Below are 25,525 nucleotides of genomic sequence, written 5' to 3' on the forward strand. Positions count from 1 at the left end.
AGAAGGGTTCTCTTATGTCTGTTTACTTCCGCCGCAGTTGCGGTGCTGCCCTGGCCTATGTCGTTGCGACCCAGGGTGCATTTGCCGATTTGACCGCCAATGACGTCTGGGCCGACTGGCAAGCCTATCTGGGCGGCATGGGCTATGACGTGACGGGGAATGAGAGCACCTCGGGCGATGTGACAACCATCTCGAACATGACCATGAGCCTGGCCATTCCGGACACCGAAGGCCAGTTCAGCATGGTCATCCCTGAAATGACACTGACCGAGAACGGCGATGGCACGGTGCAGATCGGCTTTCCCGAAAGCTTTCCGATCACGATTTCGGGTGAAGGCGAAGACGGCGGCGACGGTTTTGCGGCCGAGCTTCTGTATACCACCGTCGCGCTGGACATGATCGTCTCGGGCACCCCCGACGATATGACCTATGACTATAGCGCCGACAGCCTTGATGTTGCGCTGACATCACTGGATGTCGAAGGCGAAGACATCCCCGAAGACGCGCTGGCCGTCAACCTGACGATCAACGATGTGACCGGAACCTCGCGGATGCAGGTGGGTGAAAACCGAGATATCGCCCAAAGCTTTACGGCGACTGATCTGGTTTACGACCTTGCCTTTCAGGACCCCGAGACCGGCGAAGATGCGCGGATCAACGGCCAGATGGAGCAGCTGGAGTTCGAAGGCGACACCGTTGTTCCCGCCGAGTTCGATCTGGAGAACATTCAGAACATCTATCAGGCCGGTTTTGCCGCATCCGGGACCTTTACCTATGGCGCGGGCAATACCGAAGTTGCAGGTGTCTCGGAAGGGGAATCGTTCTCGCTGGGCAGTTCCTCGGAAGGGGGCCGCTTTACCGGCAGCATCGATGCCGAGCGCATCGTGTACGATCTGACGCAGAACAGCACCCAACTGGCTGTGACAACTGCCGATCTTCCCTTTCCCATTGAAATCGCAATGGAAAATGCAGGGTTGAAATTCGAGTTCCCGGTCAAAGCCTCGGAAGAAATCCAACCCTTTGCTTTCGGCCTGAACCTGACGGATTTCACCATGTCCGACGTGCTGTGGAGCATGTTTGACCCCGCCAGCGCCCTGCCCCGTGATCCAGCGACCATCGCGCTGGATGCAACAGGAACGGCCAAGGTTCTGGTCGACTTCATGGACCCCGCCGTGGCCGAAACGCTTGAAAGCGGCGATCTGACTCCGGGCGAGCTGCATTCGCTGAAGATCAGCGAATTGCTGGTCTCGCTGGTGGGTGCAAAGCTGACCGGGGACGGCGATTTCACCTTTGACAACTCCAATACAGACGAGTTCGGCGGCGTACCTGCACCGACCGGCGTGGCGAACCTGCAATTGGTGGGGGCAAATGCACTGATCGACAAGCTGATCGAGATGGGTTTTGTGTCGGATGAAGACGCGCTTGGCGCGCGGATGATGATGGGGCTGATGGCGGTTCCGGGTGAAGAACCCGACACGCTGAATTCAAAGATCGAATTTACCGAGGACGGTCAGATTCTGGCCAATGGCCAACGCATCAAGTGATCTTGCAGAACCGGTTGGCCGTGTCTGCGGCCGGTCGAAACGGGCCGCATTCGGAAACGGATGCGGCTTTCTCTTTTCCCGACCCGTTTCAGACCGTTACCATCGTGAAGATTACGGCGAAAGACTTGCGGGCCGGACGGTCCAAGGCTAGGTCCATTGGGGTCAGACCGGAGGCCAAATGGCACACACACCTGAAGAAATCAGTCAGAACCTGCTGGACGCGGCCCGCAAAGCCGGGGCGGAAGCCGCTGATGCAATTGTCATCGATGGCGCATCGGTATCGGTCGAGGTGCGCGAAGGCGCGTTGGAACATGCCGAACGATCCGAGGGCACCGATCTGGGGCTGCGGGTGTTTCTGGGCAAGCGTCAGGCGATCGTTTCAAGCTCGGACAGCCGCCCCGAAACGCTGACGGCGATGGCGGAACGCGCCGTGGCCATGGCCCGCGAAGCGCCCGAGGATCCGTTTACGGGCCTGGCCGATGCGGATCAACTGGTATCAGCATGGGATATAGATGCGTTAGAGCTGTTTGATCCCACCCCCGAACCCGACGCCGAAACGCTGATGCAGGACGCGCTGAGGGCCGAGGCGGCAGCCAAGGCGGTATCAGGCGTCACGCAGGTTTCGGACGCGGCGGCGGGCTTTGGCACCCACCGGGTTCATCTGGCCGCGACAAACGGATTTTCCGGCGGCTATGCCCGCAGCAGCCGCTCGACCTCATGCGTAGCGATTTCGGGCACCGGAACCGGGATGGAGCGTGACTATGACGGTGATGGTCGCACCTTTCAAAGCGATCTGCGCGACCCGGATGAGATCGGACGAACCGCCGGAGAGCGCGCCGTTGCCCGCGCAGGTGCGCGCAAGCCGGAAACAGGCAGTTTCCCGGTTCTGTTTGACGAGCGCATCTCGTCTTCGCTGATCGGTCATCTGCTAGCGGCCAGCAATGGCGCGGCCATCGCGCGGGGTGCTTCGTGGCTGAAGGACTGCCTCGGTCAGCAGGTCTTGCCGGATCATCTTTCGCTGATCGAAGACCCTCACCGCCCGCGCATTTCCGGATCGCGCCCATTTGACGCCGAAGGCCTGCCCACCCAGCGACGCGCCATCGTAGAAAATGGCATCCTGACCGGCTGGACCCTCGATCTGTCCAGCGCTCGCAAGCTGGATATGACCCCGACGGGGAATGCCGCGCGCGGAGTGTCGGGGCCTCCGTCGCCCAGCAACTGGAACCTCAGCCTGACGCAGGGGGATCAAAGCCGCAACGACCTGATCCGCGACATGGGAACCGGGCTGCTGGTCACATCCATGATCGGATCGACGATCAACCCCAATACCGGGGACTATTCCCGAGGGGCTTCGGGGTTCTGGGTCGAAAATGGCGCAATCAGTCATCCGGTCAACGAATGCACCATCGCAGGGAACCTGCGCGACATGCTGATGCGGATTATTCCGGCCAATGATGCGCGCAGCTATCTGTCGCGCGTGGTACCGTCGATCCTGATCGAAGGGATGACACTTGCCGGCAACTGATCTGCCACTGCTGATTGACGCCGCGCATGAGGCGGGGCGGATCGCGACCCGGTATACGGGGACGCAGGCGCAACGTTGGGACAAACCTGACGGGGCCGGCCCTGTGACCGAAGCCGATCTGGCCGTCAACGCGATGTTAGAGCGCGACCTGCGCGCAGCCCGGCCCGACTATGGCTGGTTAAGCGAAGAAACCGAGGATTCGCCGGACCGTCTGAAAAAAGACCGCGTGTTCATCATCGATCCAATCGACGGCACGCGCAGCTTTGCCGAAGGGTCGCGGACATGGGCACATTCGTTTGCCGTGGCCGAGGCAGGCGAGGTCACAGCGGCCGTCATCTACCTGCCGATGCGCGATCTGATCTATGCCGCTTCCAAAGGTCAGGGGGCGACGCTGAACGGAGCTGACATTCGGGCCTCTGCCGTCAGCGACATGCCCGAGGCCGAAGTGCTGGCCGCCAAGCCCAACCTTGATCCGCGCCATTGGCAAGGCGGTTCCGTCCCGGACTTCCAAAGGGTTTATCGCCCTTCTCTGGCCTATCGCATGGCTCTGGTGGCGCAGGGCCGGTTCGACGGTATGCTGACGCTGCGGCCAAGTTGGGAATGGGACATTGCCGCCGGTGATCTGATTCTGCGCGAGGCTGGGGGCCGCTGCACGGACCGGAACGGCCAGAACTTGCGTTTCAACAACGCTCATCCGCGGCTGAACGGTGTTGTCGCCGCCGGGCCTGACCTGCATTCAGAACTTCATGCGCGGCTGGAACCGCAGGGTCCGGGATTACCGGGATGAGCACGCCGCGCTCTCTCAGCCTGGCGGCCTACCGGGTTCTGTCCTGGGGTGTTCAGTCGAAAAGCGATGCGACAGATCTGCAGCGCCCGCAAGGCGAACTGCTATGGGTTCACGTCGAAGATCCGGGCCGGTTGCGCGTGATCAACGACTTTTGCCGTAGGCTGCTGGCCTTGCGTCCCGACCTGTCTGTGTTGTTGACAGCCCCGGCCGGGGCGGACCTGTCTGCCTGGGATGCCTGTGTCGCGCCGCTGGTAAATCTGCCCGCCGAACATGCGGGCGCGGCGCGGGGGTTTCTGGATCATTGGCGACCCGATATGGGGATATGGATCGGCGGAGGGCTGATGCCGAACCTCATCACCCGAGCCCAGGATCGCGGTATTCCCCTGATTCTGGTCGAGGCCGATGTCGATGTGAAGGTCGCGCGCAGCGGACGGTGGCTGCCGGATATCAGCCGATACACTCTGGATTGTTTTGGCAAAATTCTGGCAACCTCCGAAGACACCGCGCGGCAGATACGCCGACTGGGCATCCCGACCAGCAAGGTGACAGTGTCACCCCCCTTGCGCGTCAGCCCCAATCCAAGCCCGTGGCCCGAGGATGAACTGATCGAGACCACGCATTCGCTGGCGGGTCGCCCGGTCTGGCTGGCGGCATGGGTTCAGGACAAAGAGTTCATTTCGGTCCTCAGCGCACACCGGCAAGCCATGCGCATGTTGCCCCGTTTGGCCCTGATCCTGCATGTAGCCGATATCACCGAAACCGCCCCGTTGCAGCGCCGGTTGTCCGCGATGGACTTACGCTGTGCCAACTGGGATGACGGGCAAGTGATCGAAGATACAACTCAGGTCATCCTGAGTTCAGAGCCGGAGGATCTTGGCCTGTGGCACAGGGTATCGGCAGTCACCTTCATGGGCAGTTCGCTGGAACGCGGGGCTGGAGGACAGGATCCGCTGATCTCGGTCGCGCTGGGATCAACGGTAATTCACGGCCCCCATGTCAACAGGCATCGGGACGCCTATGACCGGCTGGATCAGGCCGACGCGGCATTGCAGGTCAAATCCGCCACGGAGCTGGGCGATGGCGTCGTTGCACTTTTGGCCCCCGACCGCACGGCGGATATGGCCCTTGCCGGATGGCAGGTCGTTACCGAGGGCGCGCCGCAGGTGGATCTGCTGATCGATATGGTTCAGAGCGCTTTGGATCAGCGGGGGTCTGAAGATGCGCGCCCCTGAGTTTTGGCAGACCAGCCCCGACCAACCTGATCTGCGCGCGCGTCTGCTGGCTCCGCTGGGTCGGATTTATGCCGCCGCTACCGCCCGGCGGGTGGCGTCTGAGCCCGGTTTTGCGCCCGGCGTCCCGGTGATCTGCATCGGGAACCTGAACGCTGGCGGGACCGGCAAAACACCCACCGCGATCTGGGTGGTGGAACAGCTGCGCAACGCTTGGCATCAGCCGCATGTGGTCACGCGCGGACATGGCGGATCGCTGGAAGGTCCAGTGCAGGTGGACCCCGCACGCCACAGCGCTGCACAGGTCGGTGACGAACCTTTGCTGCTGGCCGCTTTTGCGGATGTCTGGGTTTCCAAGGATCGCGCAGCCGGTGCCCGCGCTGCAGCCGAGGCCGGGGCTTCGGTGATCGTTCTGGATGACGGGTTTCAGAACCCGTCGGTTGCCAAGAATTTCTCAATCGTCGTGGTGAATGCCAAACGGGGTTTCGGCAATGGTCTTTGCATTCCCGCCGGTCCACTGCGCGAGCCCATTGATGTCGGATTGAAACGTGCAGACCTGTTGCTGTCTCTGGGCGGATCAGAGGCGCAGGAGGAGTTTGAGAACCAATGGGGCGATGCGTTGACCGTGCCCCGCGCCACCGGACAGGTCACGCCACTGCAAACGGGTATGGATTGGACAGACACGCCGGTTCTGGCCTTTGCCGGAATCGGCTATCCCGAGAAGTTCTTTCAAACCCTGCGCCAGCAAGGTGCAAAGCTGCTTAGGGCCGAGGCGCTGGACGATCACCAGCCTTTGACCCCGGCGCTGATGTCTCGGCTTGAAGGTGAAGCGCGTGCGCTTGGTGCCCAGATGGTCACAACCGAAAAGGACGCTGTGCGACTGCCAGCAAAGTTCCGCAGCAAGGTCGTGACGCTGCCCGTCCGGCTTCAGATTAACGATGCCGAACGGGTAAAAGAAATGTTGTTGACCGCGGCACCATCGCCTTGAGCCATGGGTTTCCCACCAGCTTCACCGAAGCCGGCCGGAAGAAAGCCTTAGTTGCCCAGCTCGCTTTCGATCAGTGTCTTGAACTCATCATAAGACTGGTTCGAAACAGATTTCCCGTTCACGATGAACGAGGGGGTCGATTGGATCCCATCCCGCTCGGCGTTTTCCTGATACCAGGCAACAAGTGTCTGGGCGCGGGTGCCATCCTGTAAACAAGCCTCTAGCTGATCATTGTCGATGCCTGCCAGTCGTCCGATCTTGCGCAGTTCATCGACGATTTCTGCCGGACCACCGGCACGGGTCCATTCCGACTGACCTTCGTAGATCAGGTCGGAAATACCAAAGAACTTCTCAGGCCCTGCACAGCGCGCGACCATCGAGGCCCAAAGACCGTAGCGGTCGAAATACACCTCGCGATAGATGAATTTCACCTTACCGGTATCGATGAATTCCTTCTTGAGCTGCTTGTACGGCCCTTTGTGAAAATTCGCGCAATGCGGGCAGGTGTAAGACGCGTATTCGATGATCTCGACCGGCGCGTCCTCGGCCCCCAGAACCATTTCCACGATGGTCGAGGTATCAAGATCCGTCTCTTGCGCCTCGGCGCTGCTGATCAGCGGATTGGCGGGAGTGGTGCCTGGCAATGTCAGCCAATAGCCACCTGCGGCCACGGCGACAGCTGCACAGAGTACTGTAGCAATACGGCTCATTCTAAGCCCTTTCTTAGTGTTTCTGTCTGGATAAAACGTTGCGGCCCAAACGTTCAAGGGCCGCGCGCAAATCTTCATCATGTACATCGCGCGACACATTGTCGGCCTCGGCCGCAATTTCAGGCGCGATTTCGGGTTTGGTCTGTTTCGGCGCATGGTCGAAACTGACCTGCCCCTCGGCAAATCCGGTCGGAGCGGTCTGGGTAATGCGAATACGGCTGATGGCGTTGAACCCATAAACAGCGTTGACCCGCTCTTTCAACCGTTCTTTCTGCATCTCAAGCATCGGTGCCTGTGGGCCAGTGGTGAGCACTGTCAAGGTCGCGCCAAAGCCACCTTTGGCATACCCTACCTTCACCGGTTGAGCGATCGCAGCAATATCCTGTCCCACAATCTCGGCCCAATGGGTCAGCAATCGCGACACGGCAAAGCCCCGCGTTTCACCCGCGCGCCTGATCTGATCATTCAGCAAACTCGCGGTGCGCTTGAACCCGCGGGTCGAGGAACGTCTGCGTTGCATCTGGTTTCCAACTCCTGCGGCGCTATTGTAGAGGGCGAATGCCCGGGCGCCAGCGAAACCCGACAGAAAGATGGATAAAACTTGCGTGACTCTGCTGAATTTAACGTGAGCGCCGCCTTGCTCAACTGGTACGACCTCCATGCACGCGAGATGCCGTGGCGAGTCGGCCCGGTGGACCGGGCGGCCGGGGTTGTCCCCGACCCATATCGCGTGTGGCTGTCCGAGATCATGTTGCAGCAAACAACTGTTGCTGCGGTGCGCGACTATTTCCTGCGCTTTCTGACGCGATGGCCGGATGTTGCTGCTCTGGCAGCCGCGCCCGACGATCAGGTCATGGGTGAGTGGGCTGGTCTCGGGTACTACGCACGTGCACGCAACCTTCTGAAATGCGCACGTGTCGTGGCCAATGATTTAAACGGACAGTTTCCCGATACGTATGACGCCCTGATGAAGCTGCCGGGTATTGGCCCCTATACCGCTGCGGCGATTGCGGCCATTGCGTTTGATCGCCCCGAAACCGTTATGGATGGCAATGTCGAGCGCGTCATGGCGCGGTTGTTCGACATCCACGACCCGTTGCCGGGGTCCAAACCGATTCTCAAAAGTAAAGCTGCCGCGCTGACACCTGCGCGCCGCCCCGGAGACTATGCGCAAGCGGTCATGGATCTGGGCGCGACAATCTGCACCCCCAAATCTCCGGCCTGCGGAATTTGCCCGGTTCGCGCATCCTGCATCGCTCAGTCCAGGGGCACGCAACCGGACCTTCCAATGAAATCCCCCAAGAAGCCAAAGCCAACCCGGCATGGGCATATCTATATTGCCCAAAGCGCAGCGGGTGCCATGTTGTTAGAGCGTCGCCCTGACAAGGGGTTGCTGGGCGGGATGCTGGGCTGGCCTGGTTCCGACTGGAGCGAGGCGCCGGACATGTTGCCGCCTTTCCAAGCGGATTGGAGCGCGTTGAGCGACGAGGTGCGCCACACCTTTACGCATTTCCACCTGATCCTGCACATCTGGACCGCCAGGTTACCTGACGGAATGGATTTGGGTGGGTTGATCGTTCTGGACAAACACGAATTTCGCCCGAATGATCTGCCCACCGTGATGCGCAAAGCCTATGACCTTTGGCGGGCGCAGTAAGTCGCGGTGACTGCCAAATGGGGTTTGGCGCATTGTCCCCCAACGGGTTCGGAGCCTCGGAATGATCGCCTCATACACAATTTCTCGCTGGCAGGCCGCCTTGCCGTTCTGGGTATCATTTCTGTTGATCCCGATGATCTGGATTTCGGCCATCGCTGGCGGATGGTGGATACTTCTGGTGCCTCTATCGACATGGTGGGCCTATGCCGTTCTTGACCACTTTGTCGGGCTTAATCTGGAAAGCGCAGACCCTGAAACGCCTGATGCGATGTTGCGCTGGTACATCCTGCTGACAAACGCATGGGCGCCGCTGCAATTCATGACCCTTTATGGCTTGATCTGGTACGTATCAGGGACGGACACGCTGACCTCACTCGAAAAGATCGGGGTCTTTTTTGGAATGGGCGTGATCTCTGGCGCCATCGGGATCAATTACAGCCACGAATTGATGCACCAGAAAGGGCGGCTTGAGCGTTGGATGGGTGACATCCTGCTGGCGATGGTGCTCTATTCGCATTTCCGGTCCGAGCATCTGCTGGTGCACCACCGCCATGTCGGCACCCCCCGCGACCCTGTGACCGCGCGCTATAATGAAGGGTTCCACCGCTTCTACCCGCGTGTTCTGCGCCAAAGCCTGATTTCTTCATTCAAGGCAGAAAAAGACAAGCTCGCCCGCAAGGATCGACCATGGACCGATCGCTCAAACCCATTCTGGCGCTATTGGGCGTTGCAGGGCGCAATGGTGATATTGGCTCTTATCGTCGGAGGTTGGGCCGGTCTCGGTCTGTTTCTGGTGCAGGCCGGAACAGCGATCTGGCAGCTGGAGCTGGTCAACTACGTCGAACATTATGGTCTGACCCGCAAATATCTGGGCAACGGCAAATACGAACACGTCCGGCCGCGTCATTCGTGGAATTCGGCCCAGAAAGCGTCGAACTGGCTGCTGATCAATCTGCAGCGGCATTCAGATCATCATTACAAACCCAATCGCCGCTTTCCTCTGTTGCAACATCATTCTACGAATGCCGCCCCGCAACTGCCCTATGGCTATCCCGTCATGACGGTCGCGGCGATGATCCCACCACTCTGGCGGCGTGTAATGAACCCAAGGGTGCGCGCATGGCGACGTCAGTATTACCCTGAAATCACCGACTGGCGCGCTTACAACAAAGCGCAGAATCCCGATCCGCGCGCCTGATCGCAGCGCCCCCGTCTTGGCACCTAGTTCATAGCACCCAGATATCCATCGGCGTTGCCACGCCTCGCACCCCCTGACCTTCGGTCAAAGCGAAGCCCGTCATTCCCTGCTGCGCCGACGGTTCCTCGTGAATGGCTTGTTCCCGAAGCGCGTCACTGATGACAATGCGTGCGTTCAGGTCGCGTGTCATCGCCTCAAGCTTGGCGGCCACGTTCACCGCATCGCCAATCACCGCAAATTCCAGCCGATTGGCCCCGATATCGCCCAGAACCACTGATCCGTAGTGCACACCGATCCCCACATGGATCTCGGGTTCACCCAATCGACGGCGCTCCAGATTCCACCGATCAATTACACCAACCATAGACCGCGCGCAGGCCAGCGCATTGCTTGCATCCAAAGGAGATGGAACCGGCGTTCCAAACGTCGCCATCAACCCATCACCCAGATACTTGTCCAACGTGCCGTGATGGCGGAACACCTCGCTTTCCATTCGCGCGTGAAAACCCCGTAGCAACTCGATCACCTCGATCGGATCGCGGCCGGCGGCAAATCTGGTGAAGCCGACGATATCGATGAACAGCACCGCGATATTCTCTTTGCGCACCTGCTTGAGTGGTTCGTCATTCTGACTGAGTGCGTCCACCACGTTGGGCGAAAAGTATCGCGACAGATTAGCCCGCTCGCGTTCAAGGCCGGCATTGCTCATCAACAGGCGGTTCAGTCGTTGCATAGACACACCCAAAGTCACCGCGACCATGATAAAAACAATGACTTGCTGAACACGCTGCGGCATCATAAAGCTGTTGGGATCCAGCAGTTCCGCCACATCCGGATAGCCCTGCAGCGCCTCGGCCACCCGTTCGCTAATGTCTGGTATCGGTGTCGAAACCCACCACGCCACGATCCAACCGACTGTCCACATACCTGCCGTCCACGAACCGATTGCGATCACCGTGCGCCAGGAATAGGCCAATGTCCCGGCGGCCAGAATAATGAAGAAATACTGGAAATTGTCGAACCGGTACTGCATCGCCAGAGGCCGCACGTCGTCGCTGAACGGGTTGGGAACAATCATGCCCAGTGTCATGATCAGCAGATCGACAAAGATCAAAAGCAATTCGACCCGCGATTGCCCAACGCGACCGGCGCGACGGATCAACCAGCCGTTTGCGCAAATCAGCAACAAGATGAAGTGATACCAAAGCACCTCCCAATGGGGATTCAGATAGATCAGCAGGATGCCGGTCAGCGCCATCGCGATCCAGCGAGCGCGTACGGCCAATTCCAGCCCTTCGCGCTTGTGCTTTTCCAGCGCGGCCTCGGTGTATTTATTATCCAGGTCGAAATTGTCCGGCTGGGTCAGGAAAATCCTGTCGATACGGGACGGGCTGACGGTAGTGTCGGTCATGGCCATGGCCTTTCGCGGGATATGTCAGGGGCTGCCCCATGCAAACACCAATGGGACAAAAACAAAAGGCCCCGCCGAACACGGCGGGGCAAGGCATAGTGCCTTGTGTCAGGCCACAGGCACCGGCGGTATTCAGTTATGCATTTCGGCCCTGATCTGCTGGCGCAACACGTCGATCGGGACTGTCTTGCCATCACGTTTGAAGCACCAATAGGTCCAGCCATTGCAGGATGGCGCGTTTTCAAGATGCGCCCCGACCTGATGGATCGAGCCCTTGACGTTATCGCCCACCAGAGTCCCATCAGCGCGGACCTTGGCCTTATGGCGTTGGTTCATCGAATAAAGCTCTTCGCCCGGACGCAACATGCCGCGTTCGACCAGCTGGCCAAAGGGCACACGCGGCTCGGCGCGCTTGCTGGCGCTGACTTCCAGCGCTTCGCGGTCGAATTTACGGACCTTTGCGATACGCTTTTCGGCAACCTTGCGATAGCTTTCCTCGCGCTCGATCCCGATGAATTCGCGGCCCAGCATTTTCGCAACGGCCCCGGTCGTGCCGGTGCCAAAGAACGGGTCCAGCACTACGTCGCCGGGATTGGTCGAACCAATCAGAACGCGGTGCAACAGCGATTCCGGCTTTTGCGTTGGATGCGCCTTGTCGCCGTTTTCATCCTTGAGACGCTCATGCCCGGTGCAGATCGGCAGCACCCAGTCGCTGCGCATCTGCACGCCTTCGTTCAGGGCCTTCAGTGCCTCATAATTGAACGTGTATTTCGCGCCTTCCTGCTTGCTGGCCCAGATCATCGTCTCATGCGCGTTGGTAAACCGCTTGCCGCGGAAATTCGGCATCGGGTTCGACTTGCGCCAGACGACGTCGTTCAGAATCCAGTATCCCGCGTCTTGCAGGGCCGAGCCCACGCGGAAAATATTGTGATATGAGCCAATCACCCAAATCGCACCGTTAGGCTTCAGCAACCGATGCGCCGCCTTCAACCAGTCCCGTGTGAACTGGTCATATGCGCCAAAGCTAGAGAACTGATCCCAGTGGTCATCGACCGCATCAACCTGAGAATTGTCGGGGCGATGCAACTGACCCTTCAATTGCAAATTATAAGGGGGGTCCGCAAAGATCAGGTCAACCGACGCCTCGGGCAGACTGTTCATCGCCTCGATGCAGTCTCCGGATAGAATCGTGTTTAAAGGGAGCGCGGCTGCGCCCTTTGTCTTGATTGTGGTCATATCACTGCCTCAGTTCCACGGCGCTTTTGCGCTCATTTGGTTGAGACAAGGATGAGTCAAAGATGATTCGCCGTCAAATTCTTTTTTGAATCAGTGGCTTACGATTTACTCTTGATACAAGATATTGTGCACCGGCTTAAAGGAAACTCTATGATGTGGGGTCACACCAAGATTTTGCAGCGCTTCGCGATGCTGTTTTGTCGGATAACCGGCATTTGCTTCCCACCCATAGCCGGGATGCTGTTGCGCCAAATCCACCATCAACCGATCCCGCCAGTTTTTCGCGATGATCGAAGCGGCTGCAATCGACACCGATTGTGCGTCACCTTTGACAACCGCCTGCGCCGGAACGCTCAGCTCGCGCGGGATCAGATTTCCGTCGATAAGTAGAAAATCAGGCGCAGGGTCCAACGCGGCCACGGCACGCTCCATCGCCAGATGGGACGCACGCAGGATATTAAGCTCATCGATTTCCGCTACAGTTGCCTCGGCAACGGCAATTTCCGCGCGTGAACGCAATTCAGTCTCCAACACGTCGCGGCGTTTGGCGGTCAGCTTTTTGGAATCGTTCAGTCCCGGCGGAATGTCGTCCGGGTTCAGGATCACCGCCGCAGCAACCACAGGCCCGGCCAGCGGCCCGCGCCCGACCTCGTCAACGCCTGCGATCCGTACATGACCGCGTGCCAGCAGCGCTTGTTCAAGTTCGAAATTCGGTTTCGTCATGGATGATGGCAAAGCGCGTTTCGCCGGGAACCGCAAGACAAAAGAGGGGGCGGCCTGCGCCACCCCCTCCGGCGCGGCGCTTCTGATGGCGCCGCTCCTGCTCGATATTCGCGATCAATAGACGACGCGGTAACCGTGCTGGCGCAGGCAGTTTGGCTCATACGCTCGTTTTACCTTTTTCCCGTTCCAGAAGCCAACCTTGCACTGACCGGGCAGGCTACCGGCGTGCTTGTAGTGCTTCTTAAGGCAGCTTGGCCCCAGCAACGGGCGTGCGTCAGAGTAGCCGCGATAGGTCTGCAAGCAACGCTGAGGCAAATCATATTTCGCCACGCGATTTGGCAAGGGGCGCAGCTTGTGATGCTTCTTTTTGGTTTTCTTGAACGGGCGCTTTTCGTAGTTATGCGGTTTGTATTCATGACGATGGGCACGGGTCACAGCCTGCTTTCGTTCTTTGCGCTCTTTCTCTGAATAATGGTGAATCGCAGCGCCTACGATCGCGATCGCGGCCAGGCCGCCCAGAATGTCGCGCGTGTCCGCCGCCCGCGCGTTCGAGGCTGAAAGCCCGGTGATGGCGACTGCGGTGGCAATGATCAGGGCAATGAATTTCCGATGCATGATGCGTGTCCTTTCGGATGTTCAGGCGACCAGATGGGGGGCCGCAAATTCGATGCACCAACCCTGTGCCTGGCACCTACAGACAAGCAATAACGACCCTTTGTTATCGAATAGCACCCTGCAAAACCCCTTGAGGATATTGAATATCAGCGCCACCCATGCGCAGGATGCAGCTTATGAAACAGATCCTCTCTTCTCTGGCCTTCGCGGCCCTGATATCGCTGGGCGCGACCGTTGCAGCGGCAGAGTGCTATGCGGATTACAAAGCCAAACAAGACAATCCGCTGCGCCTGCACTATGGCATCATGGAGGTGTCCGCGTGCGACAAGGGCAAGGCGAAAAAAGAAGTCGCCAAGCGCCTGAAATCATCCGGGTGGACCTTGCTGAACGTCATGTCCGTTTTTGGACCGGAAGGGTTGGATCAAAGGAAGGCCAATGCCGGAAAATACTATCTCCGTTTCTGATGCCCGCCGATCTGGCGTAAGACTGGTTGGCGCAGGCATTGCTGCAATCATCCTGATTCTGATCACCGCCGCCATCTTTCTGTTCTGGACGCTTCCGGATGCGAACGCATTCAATGCGCGGGTTGAAAGACTGTTTGTCGAAAGCGATCTGACCTCGCAGGCCGAAATCCGCCTGTTGGAGATTCTTGCGCAGTCTGGCACGGCCTTTGCGGACACTCTGTCCAGCTATCGAATGGTGATTTTCGTGTTGCTGGTCTTCGCCAGCGCGATGCTGATCACGGCATTGGTGTTTCTGGTGATGCTGGTTCTGCTCAACCGGCGCATGGCGCAGATCGAACGCACCGGGATTCAGGTGACCTCGCTGCTGATCAGTCGCGAGGAAAATACCGTCTACCTCAACAACATGGACTTCCGCCTGACCCCCGCCGCCATGGAGACTCTGTCCGTACTGGCCGAATCCCGACTGGATGACGAAGTGCTTTCGGGCGCTCAGATCGAGGCCGTGATCTCGGGCAAGGACTCTGCCGATTGTGACGAGGCTGCAGGGGCCACTCGGATCAAACGGCTGCGGGATGCGTTGGGCAACCAGATGGTCAGCGAATTGCTGGTCAAGAACATCGCCAAGCGCGGCTATATGCTTTCGATCGAAAAAGACGTCATTCAGATGGTCTGAAACGCTAATTTCCGCGCATCGCCTCTTGGAATAGGGTCGGAAAGGACCCATCCTATTAAGACCCGGGCAAGGGAGGCTGATGATGAATGTCCACGCCACACCAAGAACCAAAGGCTACGGGATCTCCGTCGAACCGCTGCACGGGCGCGTTGCGATTTACCGTGGGGATGTTCTGCTGGCGGAAAGCCACAATGCCAAAGTCATGTATGAAACACGGCTGCCGCCCTCGGTCTATATCCCGCGTGCAGACCTTTGCGTTGAACTCAGCCCGGAAACCGAGTTGCAGACCTTTTGCCCCTTCAAAGGCACGGCCACCTATCACGACATCAGCCTACCGGGTGAGCGGCTGGCAAACTCGATCTGGGCCTATGAAGACGCGCTGCCGGAAAGCGCAGCCATTCAGGGGCATATCGGTTTCAGTTCGGATGCCTTCACCCATATCGATTTCGGTCAGAACACCCTGCGCGAACCCGATGACGGCAATATCAGCGGTCCGCTTATCGACTGGCTGATGCGCGGCGCGTCCGAGATCAAGACGGCCGAAGACTTTACCAAGGCCCTGGCCGAAAAAATGCTGGAACACGGCATCGCCGTTCAACGCCTGAGTGTACTTGTCTGGTCTCTGCACCCGTTGATCGCGGGCAAGCACCATATCTGGGAAAAGGATGTCGCCGAGATTTCCACCAATATCCCGACTTACGAAATTCATGACCATCCGGCCTTCATAAACAGCCCGCTACGCCATGTCTCGAACGGCTTGGGTGGGGTGCGCCAGCGGCTGAATGACGAACATCCCCACAACAGTTTTCCCATCATGGAGGACCTGCGGGCAAAGGGTGGCACGGATTACGTTGCCATGCCGCTGCCCTTTTCCGACGGGCGTATCAACGTGTTGACCCTGACCAGCGATCATCCGAAGGGCTTTACAACCGAAAACCTGGGTTTGGTCTTCGAATGCTCGACCGTCATCGCGCGGTTTTTCGAGGTATTCATGCAGCGCGAAAACGCTCAGGTCCTGCTTGAGACTTATGTCGGCAAGCGAACCGGTGCCCGTGTTCTGGGCGGTGAGATTCGTCGCGGCGACGGAGATGATATTGATGCGGCGATTATGTTTTGCGACCTGCGAAACTCGACCAGTCTGGAAGAAAGCCTCGGGCGTAGCGCCTATATCAACCTTCTGAACACATTCTTCGAAACAGTGTCGGGCATCGTGCACCAAAATGACGGCGAGGTTCTGAAATTCATCGGCGACGCGGTTCTGGCCGTTTTCCCCGCAGAAGAAAACGCCGCCGCCGCGCGCGAGAACGCGCAGCGAACAGCCGTTGAAATCGTAGAACGATTGGCGGAAGCCCGACACTCGGATCAGGCCGATCGCAGCGATTGCTCTATCGGAGTGGCTTACGGCCGCGTGACATATGGCAATGTTGGGTCTCAGGAACGTCTGGATTTCACTGTGATTGGTCAGGCCGCCAACATCGCCGCGCGCTTGGGGGAATACAGCAAGACTACCGGTCACCGCATCGTGGTGTCGCAGGACATCCGGCCCGCCTGCGCTCATGCGATCCCGCTGGGCGAGGTCGATCTGCACAATGTCTCACAACCTGTATCCGCCTACGCCCTGCAAACGCCGATGGACGATTCCGTGACCTGTTAACATCAGCTATTCCTGCAACGGGATTTAAATTGCATGAGTTGACCGAACATCTCGGGTCCTTTCTGCTTTGACGATTTGACTCGCCAGATCGAAGCTATCCACTGGACGATTTCCACCGACCCTCCCCACGCTCAACCGCTGGAGTTGACGGGCTCAAGCGTCAAGTCTTGGATGCATCCGCGTCGCTGGTCCGCCGCCTTGGTCGATCCTCGGCGCTTATGCCCCCAGCAGGATCAACGCGGTCTGCGCTGGTGAGATCGTCGCCTGAAGTTGAGCGATCTGGTTTCGCGCAAGATAGGTATCGGTCAGTTTGCTCACGGCGTCCGGATTCGCAAACTGGGACAGATCATCCGACCCCGTAACGCGGGCCAGCCGGTCTTTGAACTGCGTCAACTGCTGGTCGAGATCAAGCTGCCCAAAGGCGGACGGCAATCCCAGAGCCATCTCCATCATCTTCCGCAGGGGTGGTTTCGCCATAAGATCGTACCATTTTCGGTTGCCGCTGCCGCTTTGGCCCGCAATCTCGGGCAATGCATGTTGCGCGTATAGCGCGATGCGCATCGCCTCATCCGACTGGCCAACCGATATCTCGAACCGGGAAATCAGGCTATCTTCGGCAATCTTCTCCATATTTGTAACCAGCCCGGTTTTGCGAACATCGCCAGGCCCCAGGCCAAAGGCATCCGAAAACGCCCTGTAACGGCTGTCGGCCAGCCGGTTGGCGAGTGCATCGTCTGCGCGGGTTCCATCTGACAGGACTTTCTGGATGAAAAAGGTGTTGTTCAGATCATCTTCCAGACCGAACGCACCCAAAGCCACTTGCAACAGCCGCCGGTCTGACACCAGATCCCCGGCCGTCTGTACCTTGCCGATATTCTCCAGAAAATAGGTCTTGTCTCGTGCATTGACCGCAGAGGCTGTGTGACTGTGCAGCTGCGCCTCATAGGTGCGCTGCAGGAAACGCCAGCCCACCAGCCCTCCGGCAGGAATAACCGGTTGGTATGTCACTGGCGATACGCCATCAGGCGTTCCTCGCGCGGCAGCAGGGATCGCAGGGATTTCAAACATTTATAATATTGCTCAGCCACAAGCGCCTCGGTCGCCTCAGCCAGAACGTGGCGACTATCTGAATCCGTGAATACCTGACTCAACTCCTCAACACGGCGCAGCAATTGCTGCCGCGCCTGATCGGGTTTGGTATCGCCGGAAAGCACCAGTTGAGCGGCGTAGCAGACCCGGCGTACCGGTGTATTGACCTCGTCGGGGTGGATCGCATCCCGCAGACGCAACACGTTAGCCTGCGGGGTCATGATCGAGAACCGGCTGCGGCGATCGCCGTTTTCTATAACCACGCCGTTGATCAGTACCCGTTCCTTGGGCGCCAGCTTCAGAACCAGACCGCTCATTAGGTGCTCCTCATCTGGCGCAAGCCACGCAATACAGCCATGTTGATTTCAAGCAGCGGATCGACGACTGCATTCTTGCTCAGCACCAGACTGCTGTGCTTTTCGGTAAATTCGGCCAGATAGAAAATCCGTGCTCTCAACTCGTTGGGCAGGGCGTTTTGCGAATCCGAGACCCCGTTTGCCAGAACGTTCCACAAGCGTCGATTCTCATGCAGCGCCTGTGCAAACCCCGTGAAATCTGTTGCTTTTCGCGCCGCCGCGGCCTTGAGCCTTTGGGTAATCTTCGAAATCGCCTCGTATTCGGTATCGCGCGGCGTCCGCGTTGGAGTTGCAGTTTGAGTGTAAGCCTGCTGCGCATAGATTTGTGGTGTCACAAAAATTCCTTCCAAACGTCCATCGGGTGGCTGTCAGATCCGGGGCGCGGCAGCCGCGCCCCGGTTTGGTTCAGTGATCAGCGGAACAGCGACAAGATGGACTGAGGTGCCTGGTTCGCAATCGACAGCGATTGAGTCGCCAACTGCTGCTGCACCTGAAGCGCCTGCAAACGGGCAGAAGTCTCTTCCATATCCGCATCGACCAGCGATCCGATACCGGATTTGAACGAGTCCGACAGGTTCGAGATAAAGTCTTTCTGCGTCTCAATCCGGCCCTGCGCCGAACCAAACGCTGCCGAGGCATCAATCGATGTGTCGATCAGCGATTCGACGGCGGCCAATGCAGCCGTGGCCCCGGCGCCGGTCGACACGTCGATTCCGGTCAATGCACCCAGACCACCGGACCCTGCGTTCACGTACTGGGCCGAGAACGAGATGTCCGAACCTGTGGCGTTGGCGACAGACAGGGTGCCAGCGGTACCGGAATCATAGTCAACCGTCAGGCCGGTGATCCCCAACTCTTCGATCTTGGCTTTCAGGCCCACGGCGACAAGGTCACCAGTGGTCGTCGCAGCCGCATCCGCTGCGGATACGGTATAGGACACGACCTGATCGTCGATTGCGACAATCACCTTGTCACCAGCCGCAAAGGTGCCGCTGGATTCGTCGGTGACCAGCGCGGTTGCCGAGGTCGCGCCATTGTCGATCGTCGCACCAACACGGTCGTTACCCGTCGAAGCTCCGGTCGATCCGTCAAATACCTGCGCCGCCGTATAGCCGCCGGTTGACAGGTTCTGCCCGGACACCGAGATCGAGGACGCAGTCACCGCACCCGTGTTGTCGCGATCCAGCGACGCCAGGATCGAAGCTGACCCCGCCGAGCCATCCACCAGATTCAGACCGTTGAACTGGGCTGCACCAACGACCGAAGCGATCTGATCTTTCAACGCGGTTACGTCGTCGTTAATCTTGCCGCGGTCCACATTGTCCTCTTGCGCGGCGACAATCTTGGCCTTCATCTGGGTCAGCAGATCGGTCACTGTCTCTGAGGCGTTCCGCGCCACAGCAACGGTCGATTCCCCCAGCGCAAGGCTGTCCTTGATCGCGTTGAAACCTTTGACATCCGATTCCATGACCTTGGAAATCGCCCAAACCGCCGAGTTATCCTTGGCAGTCGCGACATCCTTACCAGTCGAGATCGCATTTTGGGTCTGAGCAAGGTTCTTGTTGACCGATTTCAGTGTCTGCAGCGCAACCATCGCGCCATTGTTCGTCAGAATGCTGGACATATATGTCATCCTTTGTTTGTGCGGGCGCGTTTGGCACCCAGTTTTGCCCCACCCATCAGGCAGGCATTCTGTCGTTCTGACCTTTGCGCCTTGCCCTTCGGGCTGCGCGCCACCTGCTAGTCAGGTGCAAAGCCACCTTTGTCCCTCATCCCCTAACGGAGTGCTAAAATGCATCGCCGGAAAATCTTGGATTTGATTTAAAGGGCGCATCAAGCGCGCCGCTCCAGCTTGACCGCACTGCGCATGGGATAGCCGCTGCGATGTCCGGTGGCATCATATGTTCTGAACTCCTGCCGCACGCGGCGCAGTTCCGCCATTCGTTCGGCCACCGCGCGAACCCCTTCGGCTGCGCTGTTCAGCAGTGCCTGATTTCGCTCCAGTTTTCTGTGCAGCACAATCAGATCGGCACTTTCCCGTATCTGCAACTGATTGATGGCTCCGATCAGCTTTTCCTTTTCTGGCATCATGCTATCCATCCGCTCGAGGTCGCCTTCAACCAGAGCAGTGCGTTCAAGATCCAGCACCTTTTGCAGTGCTTTGACCGGGTCATTTTCCATCAGATTTCTCCATCATAGCTGTGATCAGAAGTTCCGACAGTCCAATACCGCCGGACTGCGCCAGCTGTCGGGCCTGTTGCTGCAGAAGGAGCGAGGCAAACTGATCCTCGCCGACACCACCGCCAAAGGTTTGACTGGGTTTCCCTAACCCGGCGGATTTCAGCATTTCGGCCAGAAATGTCGCTTCTAGTTGAACCGCTGCGGACTGCAGCCGCGCACCAGCCATCGGGACATTTGTCACCGGAACATCAGGGAAAACCTTCATCAGACTCTCGGAAGTTTGCTTCGAACTTTCTCGAACAAATCGGAAAGCAGTTAAAAAAAATGTAACTTCCTGCAGGCAATGTCTGGATGGATGACCCTACCGGAGCTGAACATGCCGAACCCGCTGACAAGCGTAGTTATCCCGCCGCAGAAAAGCGTTGCGCCCGACGCAGCGCACACCAGCGAAACCGAGGTCGTCGCGGGTGCGGGCTTTCTGGATATTCTCAATATGGTGGATCAAATCACCCTGCCGGAACCCGAGGCTACAGATGCCGAGATGCCCGACCCGGGTTTCGAAAACGCCAGTGATCCGACTGAGCCTGCAGCGCCGGAAGTTCCCGAAGGCTCGGACCTTTCCACGGCGCAGCCATCAACACAACCTCTGGACCTTGCTTCTGATACGTCTGAAACCAAGGTTATCTTTCCAGCCCTCCAACCTGACGTCTCGACAAAGCAGGGCGATGAGGTGTCGAAGCCCGAAACGCGTGCTCCATCCAATACTCAGGCGCGGACCCAACCGGATGGGTTACACCAACATGTTGGTCAGGTCGACCTGAAAGCCGATTTACCGGAAAAGTCCCAAAGACCCATGGCTGAGACGATTCAGCAAGCGGCGATCCTGCGGGCGCACGAAAGCGGGTCAAGGCAGGATACATCAACTGACAAGGTCGGAGAAACCGGTTCTTCCCCTGTGAAGCTCGCGTCAGCAACTAAGGATCAAGCACCTCATCAACAGCCGGCGCCGATCGGTTCGCTAGCGGTTCGTGTTTCCGCACTGGACCCGGACGCGAAGGGCCGTGATGACAAGTCGGTGCTCGAACCCACGACAGAAGCGGCTGGCACCGTCAGAGAAGGCACTCTAACTGCCAACACGCGGGATATCGCCGCCGGGAATGGCACAACCGCCGCGCGGGCTGAAATTGCACGGGCGGTTGCCGGGCAATTGGCTGCCGCCATCACCGCAAAACCTGGCTCTGGTCATATCGAGATTGCGCTCAATCCCGAGGAACTGGGTCGCGTGTCGATCACGATGGGCGGGCGGGACGATGGCCTGCATCTTTTGATTGCAGCAGAGAGGCCGGAAACGCTGGACCTGATGCGGCGACATATGTCCACCCTCGCGTCTGAATTTCAGAAGCTGGGATATAGCGATCTGTCCTTTGATCTGAACCTGACAGGTGGCCAGGATCGCGACACCGGCCGCGAGTCTGCGCCATCCTCCTTCGACGTTGCCGATCAGGACAGTACCACGGACGCCGTCCCGCAACCCTATCCAAGCAGCCCCGGACGGGGCCTTGATCTGAGGCTTTGAATCATGATTACCAGCGTCAATCCATCCGCCTCAGCGACCGGCACACCCGAGGGTGCGGCAAAATCCAAGGCCTCGGCCCTGACATCAGACTTTGAGACGTTCTTGCGAATGCTGACAGCGCAGGCCCGAAATCAGGACCCTTTGGAGCCTTTGGATTCATCGGAATACGCATCGCAACTGGCACAGTTTTCGATGGTCGAACAGCAGGTCCAGACCAACGGTCTGCTGGCGGACCTTGCCAAGGCGATTGGAGCAAACAAACTGGATCAACTGTCGAGTTGGATCGGCGCCGATGTTCAGACCGCCGCCGCCTTTCAATACAAGGGCAAGCCGGTAGATATTGAAACCCGTGCTGACCTTACCGCCGATCGCGCCGAATTGGTCATTCGAAATTCTCAGAAGGCAGAAGTTGCCAGGATACGGGTTCCGGCAGACAAAACTCAGTTCTCGTGGGACGGCACGGACGGAAAGGGCGGTACCCTGCCACAAGGTATCTATTCTGCGGCTCTGGAAAGTTTCAAGGGGCAGAAGATGGTGACGGACAAACCAGCCGCCGTTTTCAGCCGGGTGGTTGAGGCGCAGATACAGGGTGATGTTGTGACGTTGAAACTGGACAGCGGCGCAACTGTGCCGGCCGATGAAATCCGCCAGATACGCAAGGGCGCTTGAACTGACGGGCCCTCCGGTTCAACTCTGGGCAAACCGCGATTCGCCCAATGACCTGATGTGACCCTGACTGATCCGCTTCTTCCTCCCTCTGCACTTGTGGCACAGCTTGAACAGCGGGGCCTTGTTCAGCCGTCTTACCAGTTCGAAACCCTGTATGGCGGGCGGACCAATCAGGTTTGGAAAGTGCTCGGTGGGGCAAATGATGCGGTTCTGAAACTCTATCGTTCGCCATTCGAGAACCCACTGTTTCGCAACGATGCCAGCCTTGAGACGGCCTGTCTGCGCGCGCTCAGAGGCACCGGTTTTGTCCCCGGATTGCGGGCGGCAGGAACGCATGGGCAGGCCAGTTGGGTTCTATACGACCACGCGCCGGGTGCGCCCTGGAAAACAGGAACCGCAGATGTGGCGCATCTGCTGCGCGCGGTTCATGATCTACCGATTCAGATAGACGCGCCGCCGGGGTGCAATGGCAGCGAGGATGTTGCCCGACACACGCAGAGGATTTTGGCAGCGTGCCGGTCAGATCGCGCAATCGAGCTTGAGCGGTGCAAACCCCGGTCACACATCGCCCCGCTGTCGCGGCGTTGCCTGATCCACGGCGATCCGGTGGCAGGCAATATTCTGGTGGCTCCTAACGGGCTGACGCTGATTGATTGGCAATGCCCCGCGCTTGGCGACCCCTGCGAAGATTTGGCGATATTCCTGTCGCCAGCCATGCAGCAGATATATCGCGGCGCATCGCTGAATACTCAGGAAGTTGAGCAGTTTCTGTCGACCTATGGGCAGCACGAAATCACCGCACGTTACCTTGCTCTGCGCCCCTGGTACGCGTGGCGAATGGCGGCCTATTGCCTGTGGCGTAGCGAAAATGGAGCACCGGATTACGCCGCAGCATTGGATCTGGAATTGGCCGGGCTGTGATCGACTCGCTATTCGCCGACCTCGGTATAGGAATCGAGGCAGGGCTGCAGGTCGACCTGATCTTCCCCGCACGGCCCTGAAGCCGCTAAGCGATCGGGCGTGGACCGGCGTGACACAGGAGAATTTGGTCCCTGTCCGAACTAAATCAAGCGCCTGGCAAATTAGCCAAACAGCACGCCCTTACCGCATCCCTTGCAACAGTTTTAACGAAGGATACCCATCCGGAAGCAACCCTTGCGCCAACTGATAGGCGCGCACAGCATCGATCGTGTTTGGCCCGGTGCGCCCGTCAATCCCTTGGGTATCAAAACCGGCCTGTGTCAGCCGCTCCTGTAACTCCTTCCGCTCGGTGAAGCTGAGCGTTCTGTCACCACGGGGCCAGCTTGCCTCGAATGCGGCGCGGCCTGCCAACCGGTCAGACAGATGACCGATGCCAATGACATAGGCATCCGCACCGTTATAGGCCTCGATCACTTTGAAATTGTCAAAGATCATCAACGCAACACCCTGCCCACCTGCAGGCAACAGGATCGCCGCGGGCCCGTGATCCGGCACAGGTTGACCGTCGCGCGCGACGACCCCGACAGCGGCCCATTCTGATGGCATCTGGGCAAAGTCACGCTTTGCGGTGGCATAGTCAAAGCCATCCGGCAGGCGCACTTCGATCCCCCAGGGTTGTCCTTTGATCCAGCCATGCCGCGACAGATAAGACGCCGCCGAGGCCAACGCATCCGTTGGATCATCCGACCAGATATCGCGACGTCCATCCCCGTCGAAATCCACCGCATTTTCCAGATACGAGGTTGGCATGAACTGCGTGTGCCCCATTGCTCCGGCCCAGCTGCCGACCATATTCGCGGGCGCAACATCGCCTGACTGAATGATTTGCAGCGCCGCAATCAGCTGTGTTTCAAAGAACTGCGCCCGCCGCGCATCAAAGGCCAACGTCGCAAGCGAGCGGATGGTGTGATCGTTGCCGCGAAATGTCCCGAACGCGGTTTCAAGCCCCCAGATCGCGGTCACTACCTCGGCCTCAACACCGTATACCGCCTCAATCCGGCGCAATGCGTCCGCATGGTCCTGCAATGCCGCCTGCCCGCCTGAAACGCGTCTGTCCGAAACCGCCGAGTCTAGATAATCCCAGATCGGTTTGCTGAACTCGGCCTGATTTCGGTCGCGCTTGATGACGTTCTTGTCATAGCTCAGTCCTGCAAGCGCATGATCCAGCGTCGCCGGAGATATCCCCTGCGCCCCAGCCCGCGCACGAAACGCGCCCAGCCACGCCTGAAACCTTGCATTCCCTTCAGCCGACACGCGCCGCACCTCTGTCGCGGGCCGCAGAACAGGCCGGATTGAAACAGTTACATCGGCCGAGGCCAATTGAATCTCCGTCCCGCCTGACCGAGGCCAGTTTGCGTTGTCCGATACGTCCGCCTGCACAATGGATGCCCACAATGCGGCGGTCATGATGCCACCTTTGCATTTATGCATTCCGATTTTTCCTGAGTACTGCTCGGCCTCAGAATAGCGCAGATACGGGTTTTTTCAAAACGCTCAGTTCTGATCTTCACGCTCTATTGCGTCCCGATCCGCTCGGATCCGATCCAGCGCGGCGCGCAGCAAGGGGACGCGGTTGGGTCTGAAACTTTCGTCCGTCACCGTCATCTCTTGCATCCGGTCCAGACGGAAGACACGAAAATCCTCGCGCAGGTGACACCAGCTGAGCAATACGCTGGCGCGATCCATATAGACGATGCTCAGCGGGTTGACCCGCCGTTTTGTGTCGTCTCCCTTGGCGTCGGTATAGGCGAACTCGACCGCGCGTTCATCCCACGTCGCCTGACGCAAAGCCGCAACCTCGATGCCCGGCAGGGCCGGTCGATCGAACCTTGTGGCCGTCAGAACCGCATGGCTCAAGCGATGGGATTGTCGTTGCGGAAGCCGACCCTGTAGCTTGCGCAGGGCCGCTGCGGCCGCATCGGACAGGGCCGGGTCGCCGATTTGCTGAACCTCGCGCAGGCCAAGAACCAGCGCTTCAAGTTCATCATCGGTGAACCCCAAGGGTGGCAGGGTTGCGTCTTCGATCAGGGTGAAACCAAACCCGGCCTCTCCGTCTATCACGGCACCCAAACTGCGCAGTGAATCGATATCCCGGTGCACGGTGCGTGCCGAAACGCCGAGGTCCTGCGCCAGTTGCACCGAGGTTTTCGGCGACGGGCCTGAGCGCAGGGATTGCATTAGCTGAAACAGACGGGCGGTTCGGGACATGGCGCAGCCTAGTCTAAACCTAATGTCAATTTCTGTCATTAGGCAGGTCTA

Annotated in this window: 28 protein-coding genes; 14 read left to right on the forward strand and 14 right to left on the reverse strand. The window is 58.7% G+C overall.

What is annotated here, in order from left to right; genetic code table 11:
* Nucleotides 1-14 precede the first annotated feature (14 nt).
* The 5 genes from ACR0FG_RS14980 (at nucleotide 15) to lpxK (ending at nucleotide 6,073) form a co-directional block, all read left to right on the forward strand.
* A complete protein-coding gene (locus tag ACR0FG_RS14980) occupies nucleotides 15-1,544 on the forward strand; it encodes a DUF2125 domain-containing protein (protein WP_480893795.1) in 1,530 nt (509 codons plus the stop codon).
* Between the two features lie 178 nt (nucleotides 1,545-1,722).
* Nucleotides 1,723-3,069 (forward strand): TldD/PmbA family protein, encoded by a 1,347-nt coding sequence (locus ACR0FG_RS14985; protein ID WP_480893797.1) that lies wholly within the window; start codon nucleotides 1,723-1,725, stop codon nucleotides 3,067-3,069.
* Entirely contained in the window at nucleotides 3,056-3,856 is an 801-nt protein-coding gene (locus tag ACR0FG_RS14990) for an inositol monophosphatase family protein (RefSeq protein WP_480893798.1), read from the forward strand. Before ACR0FG_RS14985 ends, ACR0FG_RS14990 begins: the two co-directional genes overlap by 14 nt.
* The gene (locus tag ACR0FG_RS14995; protein WP_480893800.1) at nucleotides 3,853-5,088 is read left to right on the forward strand and encodes a 3-deoxy-D-manno-octulosonic acid transferase; all 1,236 of its coding nucleotides are present in this window, start codon (nucleotides 3,853-3,855) and stop codon (nucleotides 5,086-5,088) included. Before ACR0FG_RS14990 ends, ACR0FG_RS14995 begins: the two co-directional genes overlap by 4 nt.
* A complete protein-coding gene (gene lpxK, locus ACR0FG_RS15000; RefSeq protein ID WP_480893802.1) occupies nucleotides 5,075-6,073 on the forward strand; it encodes a tetraacyldisaccharide 4'-kinase in 999 nt (332 codons plus the stop codon). The genes ACR0FG_RS14995 and lpxK overlap by 14 nt, the downstream gene beginning before the upstream one ends.
* Before the next feature lie 47 nt (nucleotides 6,074-6,120).
* On the opposite strand, the gene ACR0FG_RS15005 is transcribed toward lpxK, so the two are convergent.
* A complete protein-coding gene (locus ACR0FG_RS15005) occupies nucleotides 6,121-6,783 on the reverse strand; it encodes a DsbA family protein (RefSeq protein WP_170714297.1) in 663 nt (220 codons plus the stop codon).
* A 13-nt stretch (nucleotides 6,784-6,796) separates the two neighbouring features.
* A complete protein-coding gene (locus ACR0FG_RS15010; protein ID WP_170714294.1) occupies nucleotides 6,797-7,303 on the reverse strand; it encodes a DciA family protein in 507 nt (168 codons plus the stop codon).
* Nucleotides 7,304-7,384: 81 nt separating this feature from the next.
* Here ACR0FG_RS15010 and mutY point away from each other — a divergent pair, with 81 nt between their 5' ends.
* Together mutY and ACR0FG_RS15020 are read left to right on the forward strand one after the other, a co-directional pair.
* Nucleotides 7,385-8,440, forward strand: coding sequence for an A/G-specific adenine glycosylase (gene mutY / locus ACR0FG_RS15015; protein ID WP_480893803.1), 1,056 nt, complete (start codon nucleotides 7,385-7,387; stop codon nucleotides 8,438-8,440).
* Between the two features lie 61 nt (nucleotides 8,441-8,501).
* On the forward strand, nucleotides 8,502-9,638 hold the full coding sequence (locus ACR0FG_RS15020) for an alkane 1-monooxygenase (protein WP_480893805.1): 1,137 nt from the start codon (nucleotides 8,502-8,504) through the stop codon (nucleotides 9,636-9,638).
* 28 nt (nucleotides 9,639-9,666) lie between these two features.
* On the opposite strand, the gene ACR0FG_RS15025 is transcribed toward ACR0FG_RS15020, so the two are convergent.
* The 3 genes from ACR0FG_RS15025 to ACR0FG_RS15035 all read right to left on the reverse strand — a co-directional run bounded on the left by ACR0FG_RS15025 (nucleotide 9,667) and on the right by ACR0FG_RS15035 (nucleotide 13,008).
* A complete protein-coding gene (locus ACR0FG_RS15025; RefSeq protein WP_480893807.1) occupies nucleotides 9,667-11,049 on the reverse strand; it encodes an adenylate/guanylate cyclase domain-containing protein in 1,383 nt (460 codons plus the stop codon).
* A 132-nt stretch (nucleotides 11,050-11,181) separates the two neighbouring features.
* Nucleotides 11,182-12,285 (reverse strand): DNA methyltransferase, encoded by a 1,104-nt coding sequence (locus tag ACR0FG_RS15030; RefSeq protein ID WP_480893809.1) that lies wholly within the window; start codon nucleotides 12,283-12,285, stop codon nucleotides 11,182-11,184.
* Nucleotides 12,286-12,390: 105 nt separating this feature from the next.
* On the reverse strand, nucleotides 12,391-13,008 hold the full coding sequence (locus ACR0FG_RS15035) for a ribonuclease HII (protein ID WP_480893811.1): 618 nt from the start codon (nucleotides 13,006-13,008) through the stop codon (nucleotides 12,391-12,393).
* On the opposite strand from ACR0FG_RS15035, the gene ACR0FG_RS15040 reads away from it, so the two are divergent.
* Nucleotides 13,007-13,129 (forward strand): hypothetical protein, encoded by a 123-nt coding sequence (locus ACR0FG_RS15040; protein WP_480893813.1) that lies wholly within the window; start codon nucleotides 13,007-13,009, stop codon nucleotides 13,127-13,129. The genes ACR0FG_RS15035 and ACR0FG_RS15040 overlap by 2 nt on opposite strands.
* Here ACR0FG_RS15040 and ACR0FG_RS15045 read toward each other — a convergent pair.
* Nucleotides 13,123-13,623 carry a hypothetical protein gene (locus ACR0FG_RS15045; protein WP_480893815.1) on the reverse strand — a complete coding sequence of 167 codons (501 nt, stop codon included), beginning with the start codon at nucleotides 13,621-13,623 and terminating at the stop codon, nucleotides 13,123-13,125. The two genes, ACR0FG_RS15040 and ACR0FG_RS15045, sit on opposite strands and share 7 nt — an antisense overlap.
* Before the next feature lie 176 nt (nucleotides 13,624-13,799).
* Here ACR0FG_RS15045 and ACR0FG_RS15050 point away from each other — a divergent pair, with 176 nt between their 5' ends.
* From ACR0FG_RS15050 to ACR0FG_RS15060, 3 genes are all read left to right on the forward strand, one after another.
* Nucleotides 13,800-14,087, forward strand: coding sequence for a hypothetical protein (locus ACR0FG_RS15050; protein ID WP_480893817.1), 288 nt, complete (start codon nucleotides 13,800-13,802; stop codon nucleotides 14,085-14,087).
* Nucleotides 14,059-14,760, forward strand: coding sequence for a helix-turn-helix domain-containing protein (locus tag ACR0FG_RS15055; protein ID WP_170714270.1), 702 nt, complete (start codon nucleotides 14,059-14,061; stop codon nucleotides 14,758-14,760). The genes ACR0FG_RS15050 and ACR0FG_RS15055 overlap by 29 nt, the downstream gene beginning before the upstream one ends.
* A gap of 82 nt (nucleotides 14,761-14,842) precedes the next feature.
* On the forward strand, nucleotides 14,843-16,414 hold the full coding sequence (locus tag ACR0FG_RS15060) for a DUF427 domain-containing protein (RefSeq protein ID WP_480893820.1): 1,572 nt from the start codon (nucleotides 14,843-14,845) through the stop codon (nucleotides 16,412-16,414).
* Nucleotides 16,415-16,630: 216 nt separating this feature from the next.
* On the opposite strand, the gene ACR0FG_RS15065 is transcribed toward ACR0FG_RS15060, so the two are convergent.
* The 6 genes from ACR0FG_RS15065 to ACR0FG_RS15090 form a co-directional block, all read right to left on the reverse strand.
* The gene (locus ACR0FG_RS15065) at nucleotides 16,631-17,422 is read right to left on the reverse strand and encodes a DUF1217 domain-containing protein (RefSeq protein ID WP_480893822.1); all 792 of its coding nucleotides are present in this window, start codon (nucleotides 17,420-17,422) and stop codon (nucleotides 16,631-16,633) included.
* Nucleotides 17,419-17,820: a flagellar biosynthesis repressor FlbT gene (gene flbT / locus ACR0FG_RS15070; RefSeq protein ID WP_480893823.1), complete on the reverse strand. Its 402-nt coding sequence runs from the start codon at nucleotides 17,818-17,820 to the stop codon at nucleotides 17,419-17,421. The genes ACR0FG_RS15065 and flbT overlap by 4 nt, the downstream gene beginning before the upstream one ends.
* Entirely contained in the window at nucleotides 17,820-18,194 is a 375-nt protein-coding gene (gene flaF / locus ACR0FG_RS15075; protein WP_480893824.1) for a flagellar biosynthesis regulator FlaF, read from the reverse strand. Before flaF ends, flbT begins: the two co-directional genes overlap by 1 nt.
* 77 nt (nucleotides 18,195-18,271) lie before the next feature.
* A complete protein-coding gene (locus ACR0FG_RS15080; RefSeq protein WP_480893825.1) occupies nucleotides 18,272-19,483 on the reverse strand; it encodes a flagellin N-terminal helical domain-containing protein in 1,212 nt (403 codons plus the stop codon).
* Nucleotides 19,484-19,692: 209 nt separating this feature from the next.
* Nucleotides 19,693-20,040 (reverse strand): flagellar biosynthesis protein FlgN, encoded by a 348-nt coding sequence (locus ACR0FG_RS15085; protein WP_480893827.1) that lies wholly within the window; start codon nucleotides 20,038-20,040, stop codon nucleotides 19,693-19,695.
* Entirely contained in the window at nucleotides 20,030-20,305 is a 276-nt protein-coding gene (locus tag ACR0FG_RS15090) for a rod-binding protein (RefSeq protein WP_480893828.1), read from the reverse strand. Before ACR0FG_RS15090 ends, ACR0FG_RS15085 begins: the two co-directional genes overlap by 11 nt.
* Before the next feature lie 111 nt (nucleotides 20,306-20,416).
* Here ACR0FG_RS15090 and ACR0FG_RS15095 point away from each other — a divergent pair, with 111 nt between their 5' ends.
* From ACR0FG_RS15095 to ACR0FG_RS15105, 3 genes are read left to right on the forward strand one after another with little or no spacing between them, the layout of a single operon-like run.
* Complete coding sequence (locus ACR0FG_RS15095) at nucleotides 20,417-21,616, forward strand: flagellar hook-length control protein FliK (RefSeq protein ID WP_480893830.1); 1,200 nt, start codon at nucleotides 20,417-20,419, stop codon at nucleotides 21,614-21,616.
* 3 nt (nucleotides 21,617-21,619) lie between these two features.
* Nucleotides 21,620-22,285, forward strand: coding sequence for a flagellar hook capping FlgD N-terminal domain-containing protein (locus ACR0FG_RS15100; protein ID WP_480893831.1), 666 nt, complete (start codon nucleotides 21,620-21,622; stop codon nucleotides 22,283-22,285).
* A gap of 57 nt (nucleotides 22,286-22,342) precedes the next feature.
* Entirely contained in the window at nucleotides 22,343-23,206 is an 864-nt protein-coding gene (locus tag ACR0FG_RS15105; protein WP_480893833.1) for a phosphotransferase, read from the forward strand.
* Nucleotides 23,207-23,386: 180 nt separating this feature from the next.
* On the opposite strand, the gene ACR0FG_RS15110 is transcribed toward ACR0FG_RS15105, so the two are convergent.
* Both ACR0FG_RS15110 and ACR0FG_RS15115 read right to left on the reverse strand, forming a co-directional pair.
* A complete protein-coding gene (locus ACR0FG_RS15110; protein WP_480893835.1) occupies nucleotides 23,387-24,697 on the reverse strand; it encodes a lytic murein transglycosylase in 1,311 nt (436 codons plus the stop codon).
* A 63-nt stretch (nucleotides 24,698-24,760) separates the two neighbouring features.
* Nucleotides 24,761-25,474, reverse strand: a complete 714-nt coding sequence (locus ACR0FG_RS15115; RefSeq protein ID WP_170714240.1) for a helix-turn-helix transcriptional regulator — start codon at nucleotides 25,472-25,474, stop codon at nucleotides 24,761-24,763.
* Between the last annotated feature and the right edge of the window lie 51 nt (nucleotides 25,475-25,525).

Source organism: Ruegeria sp. E1 (assembly GCF_056534225.1).

Excerpts from the sequence above, each read along its gene's own strand:
- ACR0FG_RS14980 (WP_480893795.1), top strand. The coding sequence starts at position 15 with ATGTCTGTTTACTTCCGCCGCAGTTGCGGTGCTGCCCTGGCCTATGTC.
- ACR0FG_RS14985 (WP_480893797.1), top strand. The coding sequence starts at position 1,723 with ATGGCACACACACCTGAAGAAATCAGTCAGAACCTGCTGGACGCGGCC.
- ACR0FG_RS14995 (WP_480893800.1), top strand. The coding sequence starts at position 3,853 with ATGAGCACGCCGCGCTCTCTCAGCCTGGCGGCCTACCGGGTTCTGTCC.
- lpxK (WP_480893802.1), top strand. The coding sequence starts at position 5,075 with ATGCGCGCCCCTGAGTTTTGGCAGACCAGCCCCGACCAACCTGATCTG.
- ACR0FG_RS15005 (WP_170714297.1), bottom strand. The coding sequence starts at position 6,783 with ATGAGCCGTATTGCTACAGTACTCTGTGCAGCTGTCGCCGTGGCCGCA.
- ACR0FG_RS15010 (WP_170714294.1), bottom strand. The coding sequence starts at position 7,303 with ATGCAACGCAGACGTTCCTCGACCCGCGGGTTCAAGCGCACCGCGAGT.
- ACR0FG_RS15020 (WP_480893805.1), top strand. The coding sequence starts at position 8,502 with ATGATCGCCTCATACACAATTTCTCGCTGGCAGGCCGCCTTGCCGTTC.
- ACR0FG_RS15025 (WP_480893807.1), bottom strand. The coding sequence starts at position 11,049 with ATGACCGACACTACCGTCAGCCCGTCCCGTATCGACAGGATTTTCCTG.
- ACR0FG_RS15030 (WP_480893809.1), bottom strand. The coding sequence starts at position 12,285 with ATGACCACAATCAAGACAAAGGGCGCAGCCGCGCTCCCTTTAAACACG.
- ACR0FG_RS15040 (WP_480893813.1), top strand. The coding sequence starts at position 13,007 with ATGGATGATGGCAAAGCGCGTTTCGCCGGGAACCGCAAGACAAAAGAG.
- ACR0FG_RS15035 (WP_480893811.1), bottom strand. The coding sequence starts at position 13,008 with ATGACGAAACCGAATTTCGAACTTGAACAAGCGCTGCTGGCACGCGGT.
- ACR0FG_RS15045 (WP_480893815.1), bottom strand. The coding sequence starts at position 13,623 with ATGCATCGGAAATTCATTGCCCTGATCATTGCCACCGCAGTCGCCATC.
- ACR0FG_RS15050 (WP_480893817.1), top strand. The coding sequence starts at position 13,800 with ATGAAACAGATCCTCTCTTCTCTGGCCTTCGCGGCCCTGATATCGCTG.
- ACR0FG_RS15055 (WP_170714270.1), top strand. The coding sequence starts at position 14,059 with ATGCCGGAAAATACTATCTCCGTTTCTGATGCCCGCCGATCTGGCGTA.
- ACR0FG_RS15060 (WP_480893820.1), top strand. The coding sequence starts at position 14,843 with ATGAATGTCCACGCCACACCAAGAACCAAAGGCTACGGGATCTCCGTC.
- flbT (WP_480893823.1), bottom strand. The coding sequence starts at position 17,820 with ATGAGCGGTCTGGTTCTGAAGCTGGCGCCCAAGGAACGGGTACTGATC.
- ACR0FG_RS15080 (WP_480893825.1), bottom strand. The coding sequence starts at position 19,483 with ATGTCCAGCATTCTGACGAACAATGGCGCGATGGTTGCGCTGCAGACA.
- ACR0FG_RS15085 (WP_480893827.1), bottom strand. The coding sequence starts at position 20,040 with ATGGAAAATGACCCGGTCAAAGCACTGCAAAAGGTGCTGGATCTTGAA.
- ACR0FG_RS15090 (WP_480893828.1), bottom strand. The coding sequence starts at position 20,305 with ATGAAGGTTTTCCCTGATGTTCCGGTGACAAATGTCCCGATGGCTGGT.
- ACR0FG_RS15095 (WP_480893830.1), top strand. The coding sequence starts at position 20,417 with ATGCCGAACCCGCTGACAAGCGTAGTTATCCCGCCGCAGAAAAGCGTT.
- ACR0FG_RS15100 (WP_480893831.1), top strand. The coding sequence starts at position 21,620 with ATGATTACCAGCGTCAATCCATCCGCCTCAGCGACCGGCACACCCGAG.
- ACR0FG_RS15110 (WP_480893835.1), bottom strand. The coding sequence starts at position 24,697 with ATGCATAAATGCAAAGGTGGCATCATGACCGCCGCATTGTGGGCATCC.
- ACR0FG_RS15115 (WP_170714240.1), bottom strand. The coding sequence starts at position 25,474 with ATGTCCCGAACCGCCCGTCTGTTTCAGCTAATGCAATCCCTGCGCTCA.